Source organism: Chryseobacterium sp. KLBC 52 (assembly GCF_003347605.1).
Taxonomy (GTDB): Bacteria; Bacteroidota; Bacteroidia; order Flavobacteriales; family Weeksellaceae; genus Chryseobacterium.
Genome location: NZ_QDFZ01000011.1, coordinates 70,094 through 89,380 on the forward strand (window position 1 = coordinate 70,094; position 19,287 = coordinate 89,380).

Annotated in this window: 15 protein-coding genes; 10 read left to right on the top strand and 5 right to left on the bottom strand. The window is 37.5% G+C overall.

The genetic code is table 11. From position 1 onward, the window contains the following. Positions 1 to 65: 65 nt before the first annotated feature. Both DDF69_RS13115 and DDF69_RS13120 read left to right on the top strand, forming a co-directional pair. Positions 66 to 2,804 (top strand): SusC/RagA family TonB-linked outer membrane protein, encoded by a 2,739-nt coding sequence (locus tag DDF69_RS13115; RefSeq protein WP_114821180.1) that lies wholly within the window; start codon positions 66 to 68, stop codon positions 2,802 to 2,804. Between the two features lie 10 nt (positions 2,805 to 2,814). Further along, positions 2,815 to 4,467 carry a RagB/SusD family nutrient uptake outer membrane protein gene (locus DDF69_RS13120; RefSeq protein ID WP_114821181.1) on the top strand — a complete coding sequence of 551 codons (1,653 nt, stop codon included), beginning with the start codon at positions 2,815 to 2,817 and terminating at the stop codon, positions 4,465 to 4,467. Positions 4,468 to 4,586: 119 nt separating this feature from the next. On the opposite strand, the gene DDF69_RS13125 is transcribed toward DDF69_RS13120, so the two are convergent. Next, positions 4,587 to 5,972 (bottom strand): OmpP1/FadL family transporter, encoded by a 1,386-nt coding sequence (locus tag DDF69_RS13125; protein ID WP_228411990.1) that lies wholly within the window; start codon positions 5,970 to 5,972, stop codon positions 4,587 to 4,589. Between the two features lie 54 nt (positions 5,973 to 6,026). After that, positions 6,027 to 7,127 carry a prolyl-tRNA synthetase gene (locus tag DDF69_RS22195; protein WP_185144347.1) on the bottom strand — a complete coding sequence of 367 codons (1,101 nt, stop codon included), beginning with the start codon at positions 7,125 to 7,127 and terminating at the stop codon, positions 6,027 to 6,029. Between the two features lie 144 nt (positions 7,128 to 7,271). Between DDF69_RS22195 and proS the strand changes: the two genes are divergently transcribed. The 5 genes from proS (at position 7,272) to dnaJ (ending at position 13,599) form a co-directional block, all read left to right on the top strand. Further along, complete coding sequence (gene proS, locus DDF69_RS13140) at positions 7,272 to 8,747, top strand: proline--tRNA ligase (protein WP_114821184.1); 1,476 nt, start codon at positions 7,272 to 7,274, stop codon at positions 8,745 to 8,747. 118 nt (positions 8,748 to 8,865) lie between these two features. Beyond that, positions 8,866 to 10,191 carry an OmpA family protein gene (locus DDF69_RS13145; RefSeq protein WP_114821185.1) on the top strand — a complete coding sequence of 442 codons (1,326 nt, stop codon included), beginning with the start codon at positions 8,866 to 8,868 and terminating at the stop codon, positions 10,189 to 10,191. 113 nt (positions 10,192 to 10,304) lie between these two features. Further along, positions 10,305 to 11,639, top strand: coding sequence for an Nramp family divalent metal transporter (locus DDF69_RS13150; protein WP_114821186.1), 1,335 nt, complete (start codon positions 10,305 to 10,307; stop codon positions 11,637 to 11,639). Positions 11,640 to 11,842: 203 nt separating this feature from the next. Further along, a complete protein-coding gene (locus DDF69_RS13155; RefSeq protein ID WP_410494289.1) occupies positions 11,843 to 12,382 on the top strand; it encodes a nucleotide exchange factor GrpE in 540 nt (179 codons plus the stop codon). A gap of 98 nt (positions 12,383 to 12,480) precedes the next feature. Further along, complete coding sequence (gene dnaJ / locus DDF69_RS13160; protein ID WP_114821188.1) at positions 12,481 to 13,599, top strand: molecular chaperone DnaJ; 1,119 nt, start codon at positions 12,481 to 12,483, stop codon at positions 13,597 to 13,599. Between the two features lie 344 nt (positions 13,600 to 13,943). On the opposite strand, the gene DDF69_RS13165 is transcribed toward dnaJ, so the two are convergent. Beyond that, complete coding sequence (locus tag DDF69_RS13165) at positions 13,944 to 14,828, bottom strand: DUF808 family protein (RefSeq protein WP_114821189.1); 885 nt, start codon at positions 14,826 to 14,828, stop codon at positions 13,944 to 13,946. Between the two features lie 155 nt (positions 14,829 to 14,983). Between DDF69_RS13165 and DDF69_RS13170 the strand changes: the two genes are divergently transcribed. The 3 genes from DDF69_RS13170 to DDF69_RS13180 are packed head-to-tail and all read left to right on the top strand — an operon-like array spanning position 14,984 to position 17,806. Further along, positions 14,984 to 15,466 carry a tetratricopeptide repeat protein gene (locus DDF69_RS13170; protein WP_185144348.1) on the top strand — a complete coding sequence of 161 codons (483 nt, stop codon included), beginning with the start codon at positions 14,984 to 14,986 and terminating at the stop codon, positions 15,464 to 15,466. A gap of 28 nt (positions 15,467 to 15,494) precedes the next feature. Beyond that, positions 15,495 to 16,886 (top strand): serine hydrolase, encoded by a 1,392-nt coding sequence (locus tag DDF69_RS13175; protein WP_114821190.1) that lies wholly within the window; start codon positions 15,495 to 15,497, stop codon positions 16,884 to 16,886. Between the two features lie 50 nt (positions 16,887 to 16,936). Then, positions 16,937 to 17,806, top strand: coding sequence for an alpha/beta hydrolase (locus tag DDF69_RS13180; RefSeq protein WP_114821191.1), 870 nt, complete (start codon positions 16,937 to 16,939; stop codon positions 17,804 to 17,806). 338 nt (positions 17,807 to 18,144) lie between these two features. Here the strand turns inward: DDF69_RS13180 and DDF69_RS22300 are convergent, their stop codons facing one another. Beyond that, positions 18,145 to 18,378 (bottom strand): hypothetical protein, encoded by a 234-nt coding sequence (locus DDF69_RS22300; RefSeq protein WP_228411991.1) that lies wholly within the window; start codon positions 18,376 to 18,378, stop codon positions 18,145 to 18,147. Positions 18,379 to 18,562: 184 nt separating this feature from the next. After that, positions 18,563 to 19,258: a DedA family protein gene (locus DDF69_RS13190; protein ID WP_110009261.1), complete on the bottom strand. Its 696-nt coding sequence runs from the start codon at positions 19,256 to 19,258 to the stop codon at positions 18,563 to 18,565. Positions 19,259 to 19,287: the final 29 nt, after the last annotated feature.

Sequence of the window (19,287 nt, forward strand, 5' to 3'; positions counted from 1 at the left end):
CACACACGTAACATTAATACATTGTTTTTTGTACATTAGCGACATTACCATCATCTAAAAATTGTATGAAAAAACAAAAAAACTTAACAACATCAGTCTGTTTTTTCTTAATGACGGGTTTTATGGCAGCCCAGACCACAAAGAAAACAGATTCTTTAGAAGAAAAAAAAATTGATGACATTGTAATTATTGGCTACAAAGCACAGAAAAAATCCAGTCTTACAGCCGCTGTCTCTGTTATTTCCGACAAAAAACTTCAGGATTCCAACACTCCAAGCGTATCCGGCCTTCTGCAGGGAAAAGCTGCCGGAGTTCAGGTTATGCCCAATAGCGGGGCTGCCGGTTCCTCAGCCACTGTAAAGATCAGGGGGAATTCTACTATTAATGGTCCCAGTTCTGCCCTTTGGGTAGTGGATGGTGTAGTAATGCCCTATGCGCCCAATCTGGATCCCAATCAGATTGAAAGTATTAATATCTTAAAAGATGCAGCTTCAACAGCCTTATATGGTTCTAAAGCTGCCAATGGTATTGTACAGGTATTTACCAAATCAGGGAATTCAGGAAAAGGGACATTAAGTGCATCTCTTAATAATTCGTTTAATGTATTTAACAATGGACGTTTCAAACTTATGAACGGAACTCAGTTGTATGATTATTTCACCTCATTAAAAGGAGCACCTGAAATCCCTAAAACCCTTAGAAACGATGGCTACAACTGGCTGAAAGGTGGTACACAAACAGGAGTTGTACAAAATTACACTATTGATTTCAGAGGTGGATCAGACCATTCCAAAACCTATATTTCAGGAAATTATTATAATGAAACCGGAACAATAAAAGGAGATGAATACAACAGGCTCTCATTCAGAATCAATCATGAACAGACTATAAAGCCTTGGTTGATATTGAAACCGAAAGTCAGCTTATCATACACCACGGGAAAAGATACTCAGGCTTCCCTTTATCAGATGTACCTTAATATGCCATGGGACAACCCCAGAGATGCCAATGGAAATCTGATCCGGGTGGATGAGGATTACGCAGATTGGTACGGAAGGGATAAAAGCAGTTACCTTTATGACCTTCAATGGAACTATGGCAAAAGTAATCAGCTGGATCTCATAGGAAATCTGGATGCTGAAGTCAGATTTACTGATTATCTTAAATTCATTACCACTAACAATGTTACCTACAAAAACTATGATGATATGTACTATACCGATCCCAGATCGATCAGTGGAACAAGTAATAAAGGGGAATTAACAGAAAACTATCAAAAAGACATCAGCAAATTTTTCAATCAAATGCTGAGATTTGACAAAGATTTTGGAAATCATAACATCAACGCATTAGCTGCATATGAATATACCGACAGATTCTATAAGTCATCAAGAGCAGGTGTTTATGGTGTAGTACCGGGTACAGATATTTTTAATACCGGTGCTTCTACAGGACAAAAGCCAACAGGGAGAAAATTTGACCGCGCTTATAATGCTTTCCTTTTTAACACAGAGTATGTATATGATAAAAAGTATTTTATCCAAGGCTCTTTAAGAAGCGAATCATCTTCTGCATTCGGTGCCAACAACAGAAACGGCTTATTTTATGCGTATAGTGTGGGATGGAATATTCATAAAGAAAATTTCTTCAAAGTAAAACCTGTTAACGAATGGAAATTACGGGCAAGCAGAGGACTTGTAGGAAATACCCCCAGTCCGGATTACGGATGGCAGGACCTATATAGACTGACTGAGAAATATGATGGACAAATAGGAGCAACATGGTACCAGCTCGGAAACCCTGGGTTAACCTGGGAATCAATCTATCAGAATAATATCGGTACCGATATCAAGGCATTTAATAACAGACTTACTTTAAATATTGATTATTTTAATAATAAAACAAAAAACCTGCTGATGCTCGTCCCTCTGCCATCATTGACTGGAGTTGACAGACAGTACGTGAATATCGGTGACGTCAGAAACAAAGGCTGGGAGTTCAATGTAAATTATTCCATTATCCGATCAGAAGATATCAACTGGGATCTGGGGTTTAATATCAGCACCTATAAAAACAATGTCCTTTCAACCCGTAATAACGGCACACAGGTCTTGGACAATTATCATGTAGCTATACAAGGATATGACGTTAACTCTTTCTATATGAGAAAGTGGCTGGGTGTAAATCCGGAAAATGGTGAAGCACAATGGGAGATCATTAATCCGGATGGAAGCAGAAGTGCGACCTCAAAATACAACCTGGCTACCGTACAAGTGGTAGGAGCTGCCACACCAGATTATTACGGCTCTGTAAGTACTAATCTGAACATCAAAAATTTCTATCTTGCCGCAAATCTTTATTTCTCTCAGGGTGGGCAAGTATATAACTCGTACAGAGAATTATTTGATTCAGACGGTGCCTATCCGTATTACAACCAGATGGTTTTAAAAGATGGATGGACAAGGTGGGAAAAGCCAGGAGATATCGCAACCCATCCGGCTGCTGTATACAACAATAATTCACTAACAAATAAGCCTTCATCACGGTATCTTGAGGATGCCAGCTTTGTCAAGTTAAGATCCTTGAGAATAGGATATAATTTACCTGCATCTCTAACAGAAAAGATGAAAATAAAATCAGCGAATATTTATATTATGGGTGAAAATTTATTTACCATCACCAAATTCTCAGGAGTGGATCCTGAAGTTGGTAATGCAGATAGCCAAAGCGTCTATTCTGGTAATGCAGGAGCTATCTACCCTATTCCGAGAAGATTTTCCTTAGGCTTAAACTTTTCTTTTTAAAAAAATAATTATGAAAAAAATACTTATTCCCATTCTCATACTATCATTAACGGCATGTAACATAGACCGTTCACCGTATGATTCAAAGGAGTCTGATGTTATCCTTGCAGATGCAACCGGACTCAAAACCATAACGCTGGGAAATTATGCATTGCTTAAAGGAGATGCGGATGGCGGTGGCTTTTACAACAACCTGTACAGGATCAGTGAATATGGTGGTGATAATATTGATATCAGCGGAACTACCACCGATTCATTTTTTTATTATTATAATTATAAAAGCATTAAAAACAATGCCCGCACCAATACAATCTGGAACTCGGGATACAAAGCTATTATCGGATGTAACAGAGTTATATCAAAGGTTACCGAAGGAAAAGACACAGAAACAGATCAGCTCATAGGCGAAAATTATTTTTTAAGAGCTTATGTATACTTTTCTATGGTCAATGTATTTGGAAGACCCTATAATCAGGGGACAGGTAATCCCGGAGTACCCTTAAAACTATCTGACGATGTCAACGATTTGCCTGCCAGAGCCACCGTAGGAGAGATATACAATCAAGTGGTAAACGACCTTCTGAAAGCAGAAAAACTGATGACCCTGGATAAAAACAATATATATGCATCCAAAGAAGCAGCACAGGCTTTACTTTCCAGAGTCTTCTTATACATGGAAAATAATGATAAAGCGATTGAATATGCAGATAAAGTCATCAATTCCGGGAAGTATACCCTTCTGTCTAAAGCAGAATTGCCTGCTTATGCCACCAAAACTCCGGAAACCAATAAAGAAACCATTTTTGCATTTAAATATAATAAAGATGGAGACTATAGTGATGGCTGGTATACGATAGGCTCTATGTATGCCACCATACAGAATGTGGGCTGGGGTGAAATGTATGCTTCTTCCTCTTATCTGGATCTCATCAACCAGAATCCTCAGGATGCAAGGATTAAGTTTATTTCTCCAAAATATAGCAGTCCGGCGGTTCCGGTAGCTTATTGGGTACAAAAAGGGACCAACTCATCCGGTGCCGCCACCTACAGTTATCAATTCCAAAAGACTTTCCAGCAGAATGGAAATACTTATTTCACCATGGATAATATCAATTATCAGGTACAATCTGAGGCAGCACCCAATAAAACAAACTATTATTTTATAAACGCAACCGGTGGGAAAACTTATGTATACCTGGATAATGACATGGATAAAAGAAACGGATATCCTAAATTTTATGTTTTAAAATGTTCATTACAGGAAGGTGTTCCGCAATTATGGTCTCCGGTTATTATAAGACTGGCAGAAATATATCTGAACAGAGCTGAAGCTTCTGCAAAAGCAGGGAATACTGTTTCAGCACTCGCAGATGTAAATACCATCAGAACAAGAGCCGGAATACCTGTATACAATTCAGTTCCTGCAGGGCAAACTGCTCTGGATGTTGTTCTACAGGAAAGAAGGTTGGAAATGGCTTTTGAAGGACATAGAAGATATGATGTTTTCAGAAACAAACTGGATCTCGACAGGCAATATCCCGGCACCCATTTAAGTGGAAGTAACGTCTTTTATACGGTACCTTATACCCATAACAGAGTAGTAGAATATATTCCGGAACAGCAGATACAGATACAGCCTAATCTGGTACAGAATCCGGATTAAAAAATGGATATTGTATACTTTCCATTGTATATAAATGGGAGACAAAAATCAATAAAAAAGAGGCTGCCCGAATTTTTCGGGCAGCCTTTGTATATTTTGATATTTCTTAAAGCATCAGATTAGAATTTCCATCCTAAAGTAAGGAAGAAATTATTTCTGTTGTTTTTCACATCACTCACAGCATAAGCATCGCTTTCGAAAGTATTTTTAGCAGAATAATAGGACGAATCAAAATTATCGCCCATATATCCTCTCATGAAAGGATTGGTATACTTAGACGAAATATTCTGATAAGACGCATCGATATAAAATGATTTGAAATCATATCCAATACCAAAGGAAAGTGTATTTCTATCACTTAGCATCAAGTTGCTGTAAGACTGGTCTCCAACACTTCCTGCATCATTAAATCTACTGATTGTAAGTGCATCAAAAGGACTTGACTGGTAAGAGTATCCTCCTCTCAATCTGAACTGCTGTACTCTGTACTCAGCTCCCACTCTTACTTCTGAAAGATTCTTGTAGTTGTCTTTGAAGAAATCATTCAACTCTCTTTCTGCACCTCCATATACTTTATAATCAGGTTTTGTAAGTCCAAGAGTATAGTCTACGTTCAACGAGAAGTTTTTACTCGCTACAAAGGCAGCACTTACTGTTGCTTTAAGCGGTGAAGTAAACTTTCTGTTTTCAGCTCCCATATCATCTCCGTAAACGGGATCATTATAGAAGTAATAATTTCTGTCTATCGTCCAGAATGTAGGTGTTTCAAGAGATGCTCCCAATCTGAAATTAGGACTTAGCTTCCCGATTACCCCCAATGAAGCAGAAAAACCTGAAGATCTTTCTGAATACGGAGTATCCTGCTTACTGAATGCTTCTGTAGAGCCATTGGCAATGTTCCGGTAAAATAAAGTATCATACTGATCCAATGAAGCATTGAAAAAATTGAAACCTGCTCCTAAATATAAATTATGATTATAGTTGGCACCTACCCCGAAACTCATCTTTGACAAGTTACCGTATCTTTCATACATATGACCTGCTAATGCCGCATCTTTGGTAATATCATCCTTATCAAAAGCATAAACCACATTATTATTTCCCGGAGATTGAATTACATTATCAAGAGTCTGATTAGAAAAATTAATACCAATATTGATAAACTTCCATCCGGTTTCTGTCATCAAAGGAAAAGCAATTATTCCCCCCGCATTCCCAAGATCTCCTTTGGTTTTGCTGTAATCTATTGTAGATCCTCCTAAAGAAGTGCTGTTTTTATTTCCTAAAATAGATAAAGTTCCTGAAACCTCTCCTGAAATAGCCACTCCCAAACCTGCAGGGTTCGTAAGCAAAGAGTTTGCATCACCACCCAGCGCTCCATTAGCTCCAGCCATCGCATTAAACTTAGCCGATCCCACCATAGGAGTACTTGAATAAACCTCTACTGTATTTCTTATGACAGAAACATCCTGAGCCTGTGCATAAAATGCAGCAGAAATACTCATTAATACTAAAGATTTTTTTAACATTATTTTTTAATAGTTTATTAATTTGAAAAATTATCTGAAGCCTCCTCTGCCTCCGCCGCCGGATCTCATTCCGCCACCGCCTCCTGAAGAACCGCCTCTGAAGCCTCCTCCTCCGGAGTTGAAGCCACCACTCGATCTGAAACCTCCTGAATCATTAGATCTGAAGCCTCCATTATTGTTGTTATATCTTGGCTGTGGTTGCTGATAATTGTAATTAGGTCTTGTTTGTGGCGCAGAGTTACGGAATCCACCATTAGATTGAGTATTTCTGAAGCCTCCGGAATTACCGTTTCTAAAACCTCCGGAATTGCCATCTCTGAAACCGCCATTGCTATTTCTGAAACCTCCGTTTGAATTAGTATCTCTGAAACCACCATTATTATTCGTGTTTCTGAAACCCGAATTGTTTGTATTCGTTCTGTACACTGCGTTGGCTACCCCTGTATTCTGGAATCCACCTCCACTGATACCACTTCTTCTGTAAACAGGTCTGTTGTAGTAGCCGCCACCCCAGTAGCCTCCTCCGTAACCCCAGTAAGGATTTCCGTAGTATCCGCCCCAGAATGGATCATAATATCCGCCATAGCCGTATCCCCAGTATGGACTTCCCCATCCGAAAGAGCCTCCCCAGCCCCATCCGAACGATCCGCCCCAGCCCCAGGACATACTTGCACCCCAGCCCCAGCCGCGGTTCATACCCCAGCCCCAATATGGGCTGTAACCACCATACCATCCCCAAGGAGATCCCCATCCCCATGAGTTGTCATAATAGTTGGTCTGAGAACCTGCATAAAGTCCCCAATCCGAGTCTGTAGCGTTGGAATTCCAGTTGGTATTGGTACCACTCCAGTCATTATATCTGTTTTGCTGCTCTCTGGAATTCGCCTGTGCATTCTGAATGACATTGGAATCCTGATAATAGTCATAATATTCTCCTACTCTGTTTCCGCTATCATTAATGATAACTCCTTCAGGTAGCGTATCCTTATTGGGGTCGTAATACACCCCATCTGTCTCGCTATACCCTCCCATCTGAGCACCACAAGACACAAGTAATAATCCGCCCGATATAGCTAATATCCCTTTGGATCTTAGCAGACCAAGCAAATTTTTATGTATATTTCTTTTCATGATAACGTAAAAATTTTTAATTTAAATTATATTTGCAATCTGTACCAAAAATGTACCAAAATACTGGTAAAAAAATCTATCAAAAATAGATTTTTATTTTTAGATAACAATAATGTACAAAAGTTAAAAAAATTTTAAAAAATAATGGCAAAATTAACCTCAAGAAGCGAAGATTACAGCAAATGGTATAATGAGCTGGTTGTAAAAGCTGATTTAGCTGAAAACTCAGGCGTGCGTGGATGTATGGTGATCAAACCGTATGGCTATGCGATCTGGGAAAAAATGCGTGATGAAATGGATAAAAAATTCAAAGAAACAGGTCACGTTAACGCATACTTCCCGCTTTTTGTGCCCAAGAGCTTGTTTGAGGCTGAGGAAAAAAATGCAGAAGGTTTTGCAAAAGAATGCGCTGTTGTTACTCACTACAGGTTAAAAACCGATCCGGATAATCCATCCAAGCTGATTGTAGACCCGGATGCGAAACTGGAAGAAGAACTTATTGTTCGTCCTACTTCAGAAGCAATTATCTGGAATACCTACAAAAACTGGATTCAGTCTTACAGAGACTTACCGATACTGATCAACCAATGGGCAAATGTTGTTCGTTGGGAAATGAGAACACGTCTTTTCCTGAGAACAGCAGAATTCTTATGGCAGGAAGGGCACACCGCTCACGCTACAAAAGATGAAGCTGTGGAAGAAGCAGAAAAGATGAATAAAGTATATGCAGATTTTGCTGAAAACTTTATGGCTATTCCAGTAATTCAAGGATTAAAAACTCCATCTGAAAGATTTGCAGGAGCTGATGAGACTTATTGTATTGAAGCATTAATGCAGGACGGAAAAGCTTTGCAAGCCGGAACATCTCACTTCTTAGGTCAGAATTTTGCAAAAGCATTTGATGTTAAATTCACCAACAAGGAAGGAAAGATAGAACATGCATGGGCAACATCATGGGGAACTTCTACCCGTCTGATGGGTGCTTTAATTATGACCCACTCTGATGATTTCGGATTGGTATTGCCTCCTACCCTTGCACCAATTCAGGTGGTGATTGTTCCTATCTTTAAAGGAGAAGAGCAACTGGAACAAATCAGTGAAGTGGCTTTAGATATTCAGGCTAAATTGAGAGCAAAAGGAATTTCTGTGAAATTTGACAATGATACCCAGAACAAACCAGGATGGAAATTTGCGGAATATGAATTGAAAGGAGTTCCTGTAAGAATCGCTATGGGACCAAGAGACCTTGAAAATAAATCTGTAGAAATTGCGAGAAGAGATAATCTGACTAAAGAAGTTCGTTCTATTGAAGGACTTGATTCTTATATCGAAGATCTATTGAAAACGATTCAGCAGGACATTTATAACAAAGCATTTGAGTTCAGAAAAAATAATATCACGAAAGTGGATACTTATGAAGAATTCAAAAAAGTTCTGGAAGAGAAAGGTGGATTCATCTATGCACACTGGGATGGAACAGCTGAAGAAGAGGAACAAATCAAGGATGAAACGAAGGCTACGATCAGATGTATTCCTTTGGATAATGACGTAGAAGAAGGAATTTCTTTAATTTCAGGAAAACCATCTAAGAGACGTGTATTATTTGCAAAAGCTTATTAAAAATTTTAATGATTTAGAAAAAAATCATTAATTTTTAAAGAAATATTCAAAAAAAAGTGACATTTGGACGGATTTTTGTTTAAATTTATCTCAACATTAATCAAAAAAATTTATTATTATGTCTTTAAATGTCATTGATTTAATTAAAGGACAATTAGGTCCCGCATTGGTTTCACAGGCTGCATCACAGTTTGGAGAAAGTGAATCCGGTATTTCTAAAGCAATTGGCGGATTATTACCTGCTGTAGTAGGTGGATTAGCCAATAATGCAGATAAGCCTGGCGTTGTGGATGCTATTACACAAGCCTCTTCAAGTGGAATTTTAGGAAACTTATTGGGTGGTTCGTCCAGCAGTCCTATTATTTCAAACTTGTTGTCTTCTATTTTTGGAGATAAAGTAAGTGCATTAGTAAATTCGATTGCCAGTTTTTCAGGAGTCAGCAATACCTCTGCAGGTTCTTTGTTAAACCTGGTGACTGGAGCTACAGTAGGCACTCTTGGAAAATATGCAGCAGACAATAACTTGGGTGCTTCAGGTATTTCCCGCTTACTGCATGATCAGAAAGGCATTATTTCTTCTTTACTGCCGGCAGGTCTTTCTTTGGCTTCCTTTGGATTAGGAGCTGAAAATTGGTTTGGCCAGGCAAAAGAAACAGTTTCTTCAGTAACTTCTACTGCAAAAGATAACATCGCTGAAGGTGTTGCTACAGCAAGAGAAAATGTTTCAGAAGGAGCAAGAGAAGTAAGAGAAAGATTTGAAAATAATAACAATAATAATCAAGGCGGAGGTTCAATCTGGAAATGGTTGCTTCCGCTTTTATTATTGATCGCTGCGGCTTATTTCTTATGGAAGCAGTGTGAGAAAAAACAAACCACTACAACCACTACCACAACATCTGATTCTGCAGCAACCAGCACAACTACGGATACTGCTGCTACAACATTAACACCTGCTCCTGCAACAGCTAAAACAGATGAAGATATTGATCTTAATGGGGTGATGTTAAAAGGTTACAAAGGAGGAATGGAAGATCAGATGATTACATTCCTGAAATCCGGAAACTACAAAAATGCGGCTGATGATGCAGCATTAAAAGACAAGTGGTATGATTTCGATCACGTAAATTTCAAAATGGGAAGTGCTAATGAGCTAGAAGCTGGTTCACAAGGTCAATTGGATAACTTAGTGGCGATCCTTAAGGCTTTCCCTGATGCGAAAATCAAAATCGGAGGCTATACGGATAAAACCGGAAATGAAGCTAACAACGTAAAATTGTCAAAAGCGAGAGCTGAATTCATCAAAGCTGCTTTAGTAAAAGCAGGAGTTGGTGCTCAGGTTCTTGAAGCAGAAGGTTATGGAAGTAAATTTGCTAAAGTTGATGCTACAGCTTCTGATGCTGAAAGAGCTGCCGACAGAAAAATGGCTGTAAGATTTGCAAAATAATCTTTAGATTCAATAAAAATTAGATCCCGGAAAGCAATTTCCGGGATTTTTTTATGCGTTCATTTTTCTGTTTACATTTATTTAATTAAATTTGTTAGTCATTTCTAACATTTATGAATTTCAATATAAAAAGCGCCTGGCGAAAAGATAAAACCAATCATTCCTTATCAGAGGTTTATTCATCAATCAAAGTCCCTAAAAATGCAACTTTCTGGAGGAAGTATCTTGCGTTTGCAGGACCAGGACTGATGATTGCCGTAGGATATATGGATCCAGGAAACTGGGCTACAGATATTGCCGGGGGAGCTCAATTCGGTTATACACTCCTTTCGGTTATCCTTATTTCCAATATTTTCGCAATGGTTTTACAGCACTTGTCTGTAAAACTTGGCGTTGTTGCAGAAAGAGATCTTGCTCAGGCTTGCAGAGACCACTTCAGTCCTACCACTAATTTTATGCTCTGGGTATTCTGTGAAATAGCCATTGCCGCCTGTGACCTCGCTGAAGTCATTGGTTCGGCCATTGCACTAAACCTGTTATTCCATATCCCGCTGACCTGGGGAATTGTCATCACAACAGTAGATGTTTTAATCATCCTTTTACTTCAGGCAAAAGGCTTCCGTTGGATTGAAAGTATTGTTGGAGGACTTATCTTCATTATTCTGGCGTGTTTCGTGTATGAAATTATCATTTCGCAACCTGCTTTTAATGAGATTCTGGGAGGTTTGGTTCCACAAAAGGAAATTATTCAGAACCCTGCCATGCTTTATATTGCCATCGGAATTTTAGGAGCTACCGTAATGCCACATAATCTGTATCTGCACAGCAGTATTGTACAGACTCGGGATTATACCCGCGATACCGAAGGAAAAAAAGAAGCCATAAAGTTTGCCACCATAGACAGTACCGTTTCATTAATGCTGGCATTTTTCATCAATGCAGCAATCCTCATTCTGGCTGCTGCTACATTCCATACTACAGGCAACGAACATGTGGCGGATATTCATGATGCCTATAAAATGTTGACTCCTATTCTGGGAGCTTCTATGGCCAGTATTGCATTTGCTATAGCTTTATTGGCATCCGGACAAAACTCGACATTAACAGGAACTCTTGCCGGACAGATCGTCATGGAAGGCTTCCTTAATATAAGATTAAAACCATGGCTGAGAAGATTGATCACCAGACTTATTGCGGTAATTCCTGCACTTATTGTTGCTATTCTTTACGGAGAACAGGGAACCACTGAATTATTGGTTTTAAGCCAGGTTATTCTTTCCATGCAGCTAAGTTTTGCCGTTGTTCCTCTGGTAATGTTTACGAATGATAAAGCCAAAATGGGTGAATTTGTCAATAAACCATTCCTGAAAGTCTGTGTATGGATTATTTCCATCATCATCATTGTTCTAAATCTGTATCTTTTGTACCAGACGTTTACAGGAGAATAATATACATACTATTATAGTTTTAAAATTGACTATTTGCCTTTATCAAATAAAAGGTCAATAGTCAATTTTTTTTCACAAATTACATTCATCATTCATCATTCATCATTCATCATTTATTATTTACCATTCACAAATTTCTGCCTTAATGTCCAGATTTTAGATTTGGCAGGCTCTTTGTCAAACAATCAGTAAATAAATATTGAATTATGGAAAACCAGGATATTAACGAAGAAAGCATCAATAATCAGGAAGAAAACAATGTTCAGAATGACGCAACGTCTCAGGACAATGTGACAGTTACTCCTTCTCCGGAAGAACTTTTGGCAGAAGAAAAAGACCGTTACATCAGATTGTATGCTGAATTCGAAAATTATAAAAAGAGAACGAGCAAAGAGAAGATGGAATTCTTCCAGTATGCCAATCAGGAAATGATGGTTTCAATGTTAGGAGTTTTGGATGATTTTGAAAGAGCTTTAAAAGAAATCGCTAAAAACGGAAATCCGGCTGACCTGCAAGGTGTAGAGCTTATCTATCAGAAATTCAAGAATAAACTTACCGAAAAAGGACTAAAAACAATGGAAGTAAAGGCTGGTGACAGCTTTGATGTTGATTTCCATGAAGCGATTACTCAGATCCCAGCTCCATCGGAAGATTTGAAAGGAAAAATCGTAGACGTTATTGAAACAGGATATACTTTAAATGATAAAGTGATCCGTTTTGCAAAAGTAGTAACAGGAAATTAAAATTCATAAATGATAAATGGTGAGTGATAATTGAATGTTTCATTTATTAGCTTTAGAATATCTTTTATCATTTATCAACAATCAATTATAAAATTGTCATGTCAAAAAGAGATTATTACGAGGTTCTTGAGATCAGCAAATCTGCATCTGCCGACGAAATAAAGAAAGCATACCGTAAAATGGCCATCAAGTTTCACCCGGATAAAAATCCAGGGGATAAAGAGGCTGAAGAAAAATTTAAAGAAGCTGCTGAAGCTTACGAAGTTCTGAGCGACGATCAGAAACGTGCGAGATACGACCAGTTCGGACATGCCGGAATGGGTGGAAATGGTGGTTTCGGAGGCGGAGGCTTCGGAGGCGGAATGAACATGGAAGATATTTTCAGCCAGTTTGGAGATATTTTCGGTGGTGGTTTCGGAGGATTCGGTGGAGGCGGTGGAGGCCGTCAGCAGGTGAAAGGTTCTAATTTAAGAATCAGAATCAAGCTGAACCTTGAGGAAATGGTAAATGGTACTCAGAAAACCATCAAAGTAAAGAAAATGAAGATGGCGGAAGGTGCCACTTCAAAAACATGTCCTACCTGTAACGGTTCCGGTGTTCAGTTAAAAGTAATGAATACCATGTTTGGTCAAATGCAGACTCAGACAACTTGTAGTACTTGTCAGGGAATTGGAAAAGTTGCCGACAAAATTCCTGCAGGAGCCAATGCGCAGGGTCTTATCAAAGATGAAGAGGAAATCACGATCAATATTCCGGCAGGAGCAAGAGACGGTATCCAGCTTAATGTAAGAGGCAAAGGAAATGACGCTCCATTTGGAGGAGTTCCGGGAGATCTATTGGTAATCATTGAAGAGGAAATAGATCAGGTGATCAAGAGAGAGGGCGATAATCTTCACCAGGAATTATATGTTTCATTTGCTGAAGCTGCTTTAGGAACGAAGAAAGAAATTCCTACCGTAGGCGGAAAAGTAAAAATTACCGTTGATCCGGGAACACAATCCGGAAAGATCCTGAGATTAGCTGGAAAAGGACTTCCAAGCATTGACAGTTATGGTAAAGGAGACATGTTTATCCACATCAATGTATGGACTCCACAGAAGCTTACGAAAGACCAGAAAGAGTTCTTTGAAAAGCAGATGTCCAGCGGAGAAATGGTTGCAGAACCATCCGGAAAGGAAAAAACTTTTTTTGATAAAGTAAAAGATTTATTCAATTAATATAGAAAAGAGACTTGTAAAAAGTCTCTTTTTTGTTTTAAACAAACACCTAGTTTTAGCGCAAAGAAAAACTAGTTCACATGTTTTATAAAGAAGGCAAAGGATAGCGACTTTGTCGCTGAGAAAGTTTTATGGATAAAACCGCCTGCTCATTAAAAATCAATTTATTGATTTCATCTTTGCTCCCTTTTAATAAAAAATAGTAAGATTAAGACTTTGCGTTAAAAACATAGATTTTAATATAGTAAATATCAAATTTCAGTAATATTAAACAGTCCTATAAATAAAAAATCCTGAACTCTTTTCGGGCACAGGACTTTTTGGTTATTTAATTCTAATTCTGTTTATTTTTTTGTCGCTAAAGAATAGATTCCCTTTCCTACAGTAAATACGGCAACCGCCACCAATCCGCCAACAACACCAAGCGTAAGCTCTTTTAAAACATCCGGCCAGGTTGGTAATATACCATGGAAAAATTCAATCCTATGAAGAAAAATTCCACCAGCAACCATTATTAAAGCAATTGTTCCTACCACTCCTAATATTTTAATAACAATAGGTAAAGCCTTCACTAATAGATGTCCAAGCCCCCCGAAAAAGCCTTTATCCTTACTTTTCTTTATTAATTTAAACCCAGCATCATCCATTCTTACGATCAAAGCTACAATTCCGTAAACTCCAACAGTAGCGATAAATGCAACCAGGCTCGTTACTAAAATCTGCGTAATGAAAGGATGACTTTCTTCCAATACGGTTCCCAAAGCAATAATAACGATCTCGATGGATAAAATAAAATCAGTTGTAATTGCCGATTTTACTTTCTCTTTTTCAATTTCTTCAGAACTTTTTTCATCTTCTTCAATTTGTTCTATGACTTCATGCCCCTTTTTGTCACGGTGAAAAAGAAATTCTATCACTTTTTCAACGCCTTCAAAAGCCAGGTAGAATCCTCCAAGGATCAACACATAATTAATAGCCGGAGCATACAACCAATTAAGTAAAAAAACGATAGGAAGAATAATCAGTTTATTGATAAATGATCCTTTGGTAATTGCCCATAAAACGGGAATTTCTCTTGAGGAAAGAAAGCCAGTGGCTTTTTCTGCATTTACAGCCAGGTCGTCTCCTAAAATTCCGGCTGTCTTTTGGGTAGCAACCTTACTGGTAACCGCTACATCATCCATCAATGCTGCAATATCATCCAAAATTGCAAAAAAGCCTGATGCCATATTTTAATAATTTTTTAATCTTTGTTAAGTTCAGCAAAAATAATTATTTAATTCCGTTTTTGGATTCATAATGTAACAATAATTTTGAAAATTATAAGAATCTTTCAACAATCCTTCACTTTCAATATTTTATATCTTTGTTTAAAATCTATTGAATGGATAAAAACTGGGAAAACCAATTACAAAATATATGGCTGAAACTTGGAACCATAAGCAGTGAAGAGTTTATTGAGCAAATTAAAAATCATGTAAAATTACTTACAGAAACGGATTCCCAGGCTATTGCCGATTTTGAAAGAGCCTGCGCTTTCGACTCTACCGGACATGAGCAGGAAGCAGAACCACTGTACAGATCAGCATTAGAAAAAGGATTAACTGGCTTACGAAGAAGAAGAGCAAGAATTCAGCTGGCGAGCACTCTGAGAAATAATGGAAAAATAGAAGAAAGCATTCATATTTTAAGGGAAGAAAAAGCCCGTTATTCTGATGAACTGAATGATGCGGTAGATTCTTTTTTAGCGTTATCCCTTTCTTCAGCAGGGGAATACAAAGAAGCGCTGTCTTTAGCATTGAAAGCCCTTTCCAAACATTTGCCCAGATACAATAATTCTTTGAGCCGCTACGCTGAAAACCTTTAATTTTAACCGTTTTTAAAATCTGATACCTATGCAACGCCAATTTCATATTCTAGCTTTAGGATGTTTGTTTGTTTTCGTCGGCACATTCTGCTCTGCTTTAAAAGCTCAGACAGAAAATCATCTCAGTACGATTAACAAGGATAAGAAGAAAGAAGAAATAGACCGCATTATAAAAGCATTTGCAGCAATTAATAAATTTAATGGAACTGCTTTGATCCATTATCAGAACAAAAACATTTTTGAAAGGTCATACGGCTGGCAGGATGCAGAAAAAAAGATTCCCAATCAGGACAAAAGTGTATATCAGATTGCTTCTTTAACCAAATCTTTCACAGCCCTGGTCATTGTAAAGCTAAGTGAAGAAGGAAAACTTTCTTTTAAAGATCCCGTCTCAAAGTTTATTCCTGATTATCCCAGAGGAAATGAAATTACGGTCGAACATCTCCTTACCCACACTTCCGGAATTTATGAAGTATTGCGCAATAAAGAGTTCTTCAGCATGCTTCCCACGGGAAAATCTATAACCAAAGATCAGGAACTTTCGTTTTTTAAAAATGAACCACTGGATTTTGAACCCGGAGCTCAGTTTTCTTATACCAATTCAGGGTATATTTTATTGGGAGTTATCATTGAAAAAATAACAGGACTTTCTTATGAAGATGCTGTAAGAAAATTCATCCTAAATCCTCTGAAGATGACTCACACCGGTTTTAATTACCTTGCTCTGAAAAGTCCGTACAAGACCGTTCCTTATTCTTATATTTCAAAAACAAAGCAGGAAAAAACAGCAGTCTGGAATTCTACATTAACCGGCCCTGCAGGACAAATCTATAGCACTGTTGAAGACCTGTACCATTACTATATTGGATTGAGGGATTATAAAATTGTTTCCAAAGAAGCATTTAAAAAAGCAACCACTCCATTTTTGAGCGGCTACGGTTATGGCTGGTTCATTGATGATCTTTATGGAAAAAAGCTCATTAATCATGGTGGAAATATAGAGGGTTCCACAAGTTATTTTGCGATGCTTCCGGAAGATGATCTCTGTATTATCCTTCTGAACAATATCACGAGTAAAAAACTGGAGAAAGCAGGTAATACTATTTTAGCGGCCCTCTTAAAACAACCATACACACTTCCAGAACCAAAGAAAGAAGTAGTATTAAGTGCTGATATCCTTAAAAAATATGCAGGTGACTATCAGCTTTCTGATGATAATATTATTCATATTCTGTACGAAAACGGACAGCTTTTTATGCAGAACAATAAAGATCCTAAAGTCAGAATTTTAGCTGAAAAAGAAGATGCATTTTTCCTGCAGGATGATGACTCTGAGATTTCTTTCATTTTCAAAGAAGGTGAAAAAGGGGCTATTACCATCAAAAAAGGACTGTCATCAAAAACAGCGGAAAGGCTTTAATTAAACCTTTTTTGCTTCATAAGCAATAGAATTTTTCGTAAATTTAAGTAATGAAAAAGCTCATTCTCCGGTATCATTTTTTCGTCATGGGATGCATTGGTTTCCTTCTGCAGTCCTGTAATACGAAATTCAGAGTTTGGGTAGGTCCCGGAGGACAACAGAAGATTTACAATCTGAAATATGGAGAACATAAAAGACAGAAAATGGATGTCTTTCTTCCCAAAGATTACGCTGAAGATTCTCCTGTAGTACTTATCGTTCATGGCGGAGCGTGGACTCTAGGTAAAAAAGAACATATGATTCAGGTTCAGAAAATGCTTTTTGAAAACAGAATCCCGAGTATCAATATGAACTATAGATTGGTTTCTGCCAAGGATAAAATCACCTATAAACAACAGCTTGATGATATTGCACTTGCCATCGAAAAATTCAATTCTTTAGTGGACAAAGCAGAACTTCAACCTAACAATTATATTCTTCTGGGAGAAAGTGCCGGTGGGCATCTTGCCTTACTTTACGGATATCAGCATCCTGAGCAGATCAAAAAAATCATTTCTTTAAGCGGACCTACAGATTTTTACAGCTCTCAATATCTTAAATCTTTTTATTCTAAATACACTTCTCCTACTTTTCAAAAAGTAGTTGGAATTAAGTTTGACCGGAAAAATATCTCTGATGCCTTTAAGGAAGCCAGCCCTATTGCGAATATTACCAATGTTCCTACTCTTCTGTTTCAGGGAAATAATGACGTATTGGTCAATCAGCATCAGGGAATTGCAATGGACTCAGCACTTACAAAAATGGACGTTCCACACAAATTCATCTTTATGAAAGGAGCCGGACATGCACCCAGATTTTTCAGTAAAAGAAAAAGAGACAGTATTATTTATCCTAATATCCTGGAATGGATTAAAGAATAGTTACCTATTTAATTCAAAAAACATATAATTAAACTCCTATTTTAAACAATCCGTTCATAGAATTTTTTTTAATATCCAGCATAAAAAATAATTTTTGTCTGGTGGAAATATTTAAAACGCTATGTCCGCAAAGAAATTGTAAGGCTTATATTCTCTCGGTCTCAAAGGCACTTCGTTCAGCGAGGTAAGTTACTTAGCTAAGTGAAACGCCCCTGCGAACGAAAAGTAACAGATCATAATAATAAACCTTGCGAGCTTTGCGTGGTAAAAATACTTATATACACAAAAAAGCCATCTCAACAATGAGACGGCTCTATATCTTTGATTGAATTTCTTATTTATTCAAAGTCCTGATCTTCATATTTTTTTGAAAGGTCTTCTTTTTTCCCGAAAACAAATTTAATGATTACAGGAAGTGTTGTTACCAATACGATTACAATAATGATGTATTCCAGTTTTTCTTTCAGGTTAAAAGTAAAGATGTCTAACAGATTTTTTTGATTATTAAACGCAAAGGATAAATAATTACAACGCTTTATTGTAAGAAAGCAAAGAAGTCGTGACTTTGTCACTGATGAAGTTTACGAATATATATCCATACGCTTAGAAAGAATCAATTTCATTGATTCCCACCTTTGCTCTCTCAAAATAATACTCAATACAAATTAATCTTTGCGTTTAAAAAATTTATTGATAAGCAATAAAAAAGCCATCTCACAATTGAGACGGCTCTATATCTTTGATTGAATCTTTTATCTATTCAAAGTCCTGATCTTCATATTTGGAAAGGTCTTCTTTTTTCCCGAAAACAAATTTGATGATCACCGGAAGTGTAGTTACCAATACGATTACAATAATGATGTATTCCAGTTTTTCTTTCAGGTTGATTCCAAACTGTTCCATGAAAAGTTTATCCAGATAGTGGCCTGCAAAGATCAAAATGAATGACCATAATACAGCTCCAATAATATTATCTCTTAAAAACTCCTTTTTATCCATCTTTACAATACCTGCTACAATAGGCGTAAAAGTTCTTACAACCGGTAAGAATCTTGCCATAATAACAGCTAATGCTCCATGTTTTTCAAAGAAATCGTGTGCCTGATAAAGGTATTTCTTCTTGAAAAGCATTGAATCCGGTCTTTTATATAAAGCTGGACCTGCTTTTCTCCCGAAATAATATCCAACTTCATTTCCTATGATAGCAGCAAGAGCCACTCCGGAAGCTAAAAGTGTAGTATCTAAGAAATCGCTCCCTGTAGAGCCAAAAGTCTCTTTGATGATTTCAACAGCATAAATTCCCGAAACGAACAGTAGTGAGTCCCCAGGTAGAAAAAATCCTACAAAAAGACCTGTTTCAGCAAAAACAATAAACAAAATCAGCCAAAACCCTCCCATTTTAATGTAAAACTCCGGGTTTAATAAATCCTTCCAGCTATTGAAATCTTCCATAAATATCGATGAACAACAAAAATAAGTCT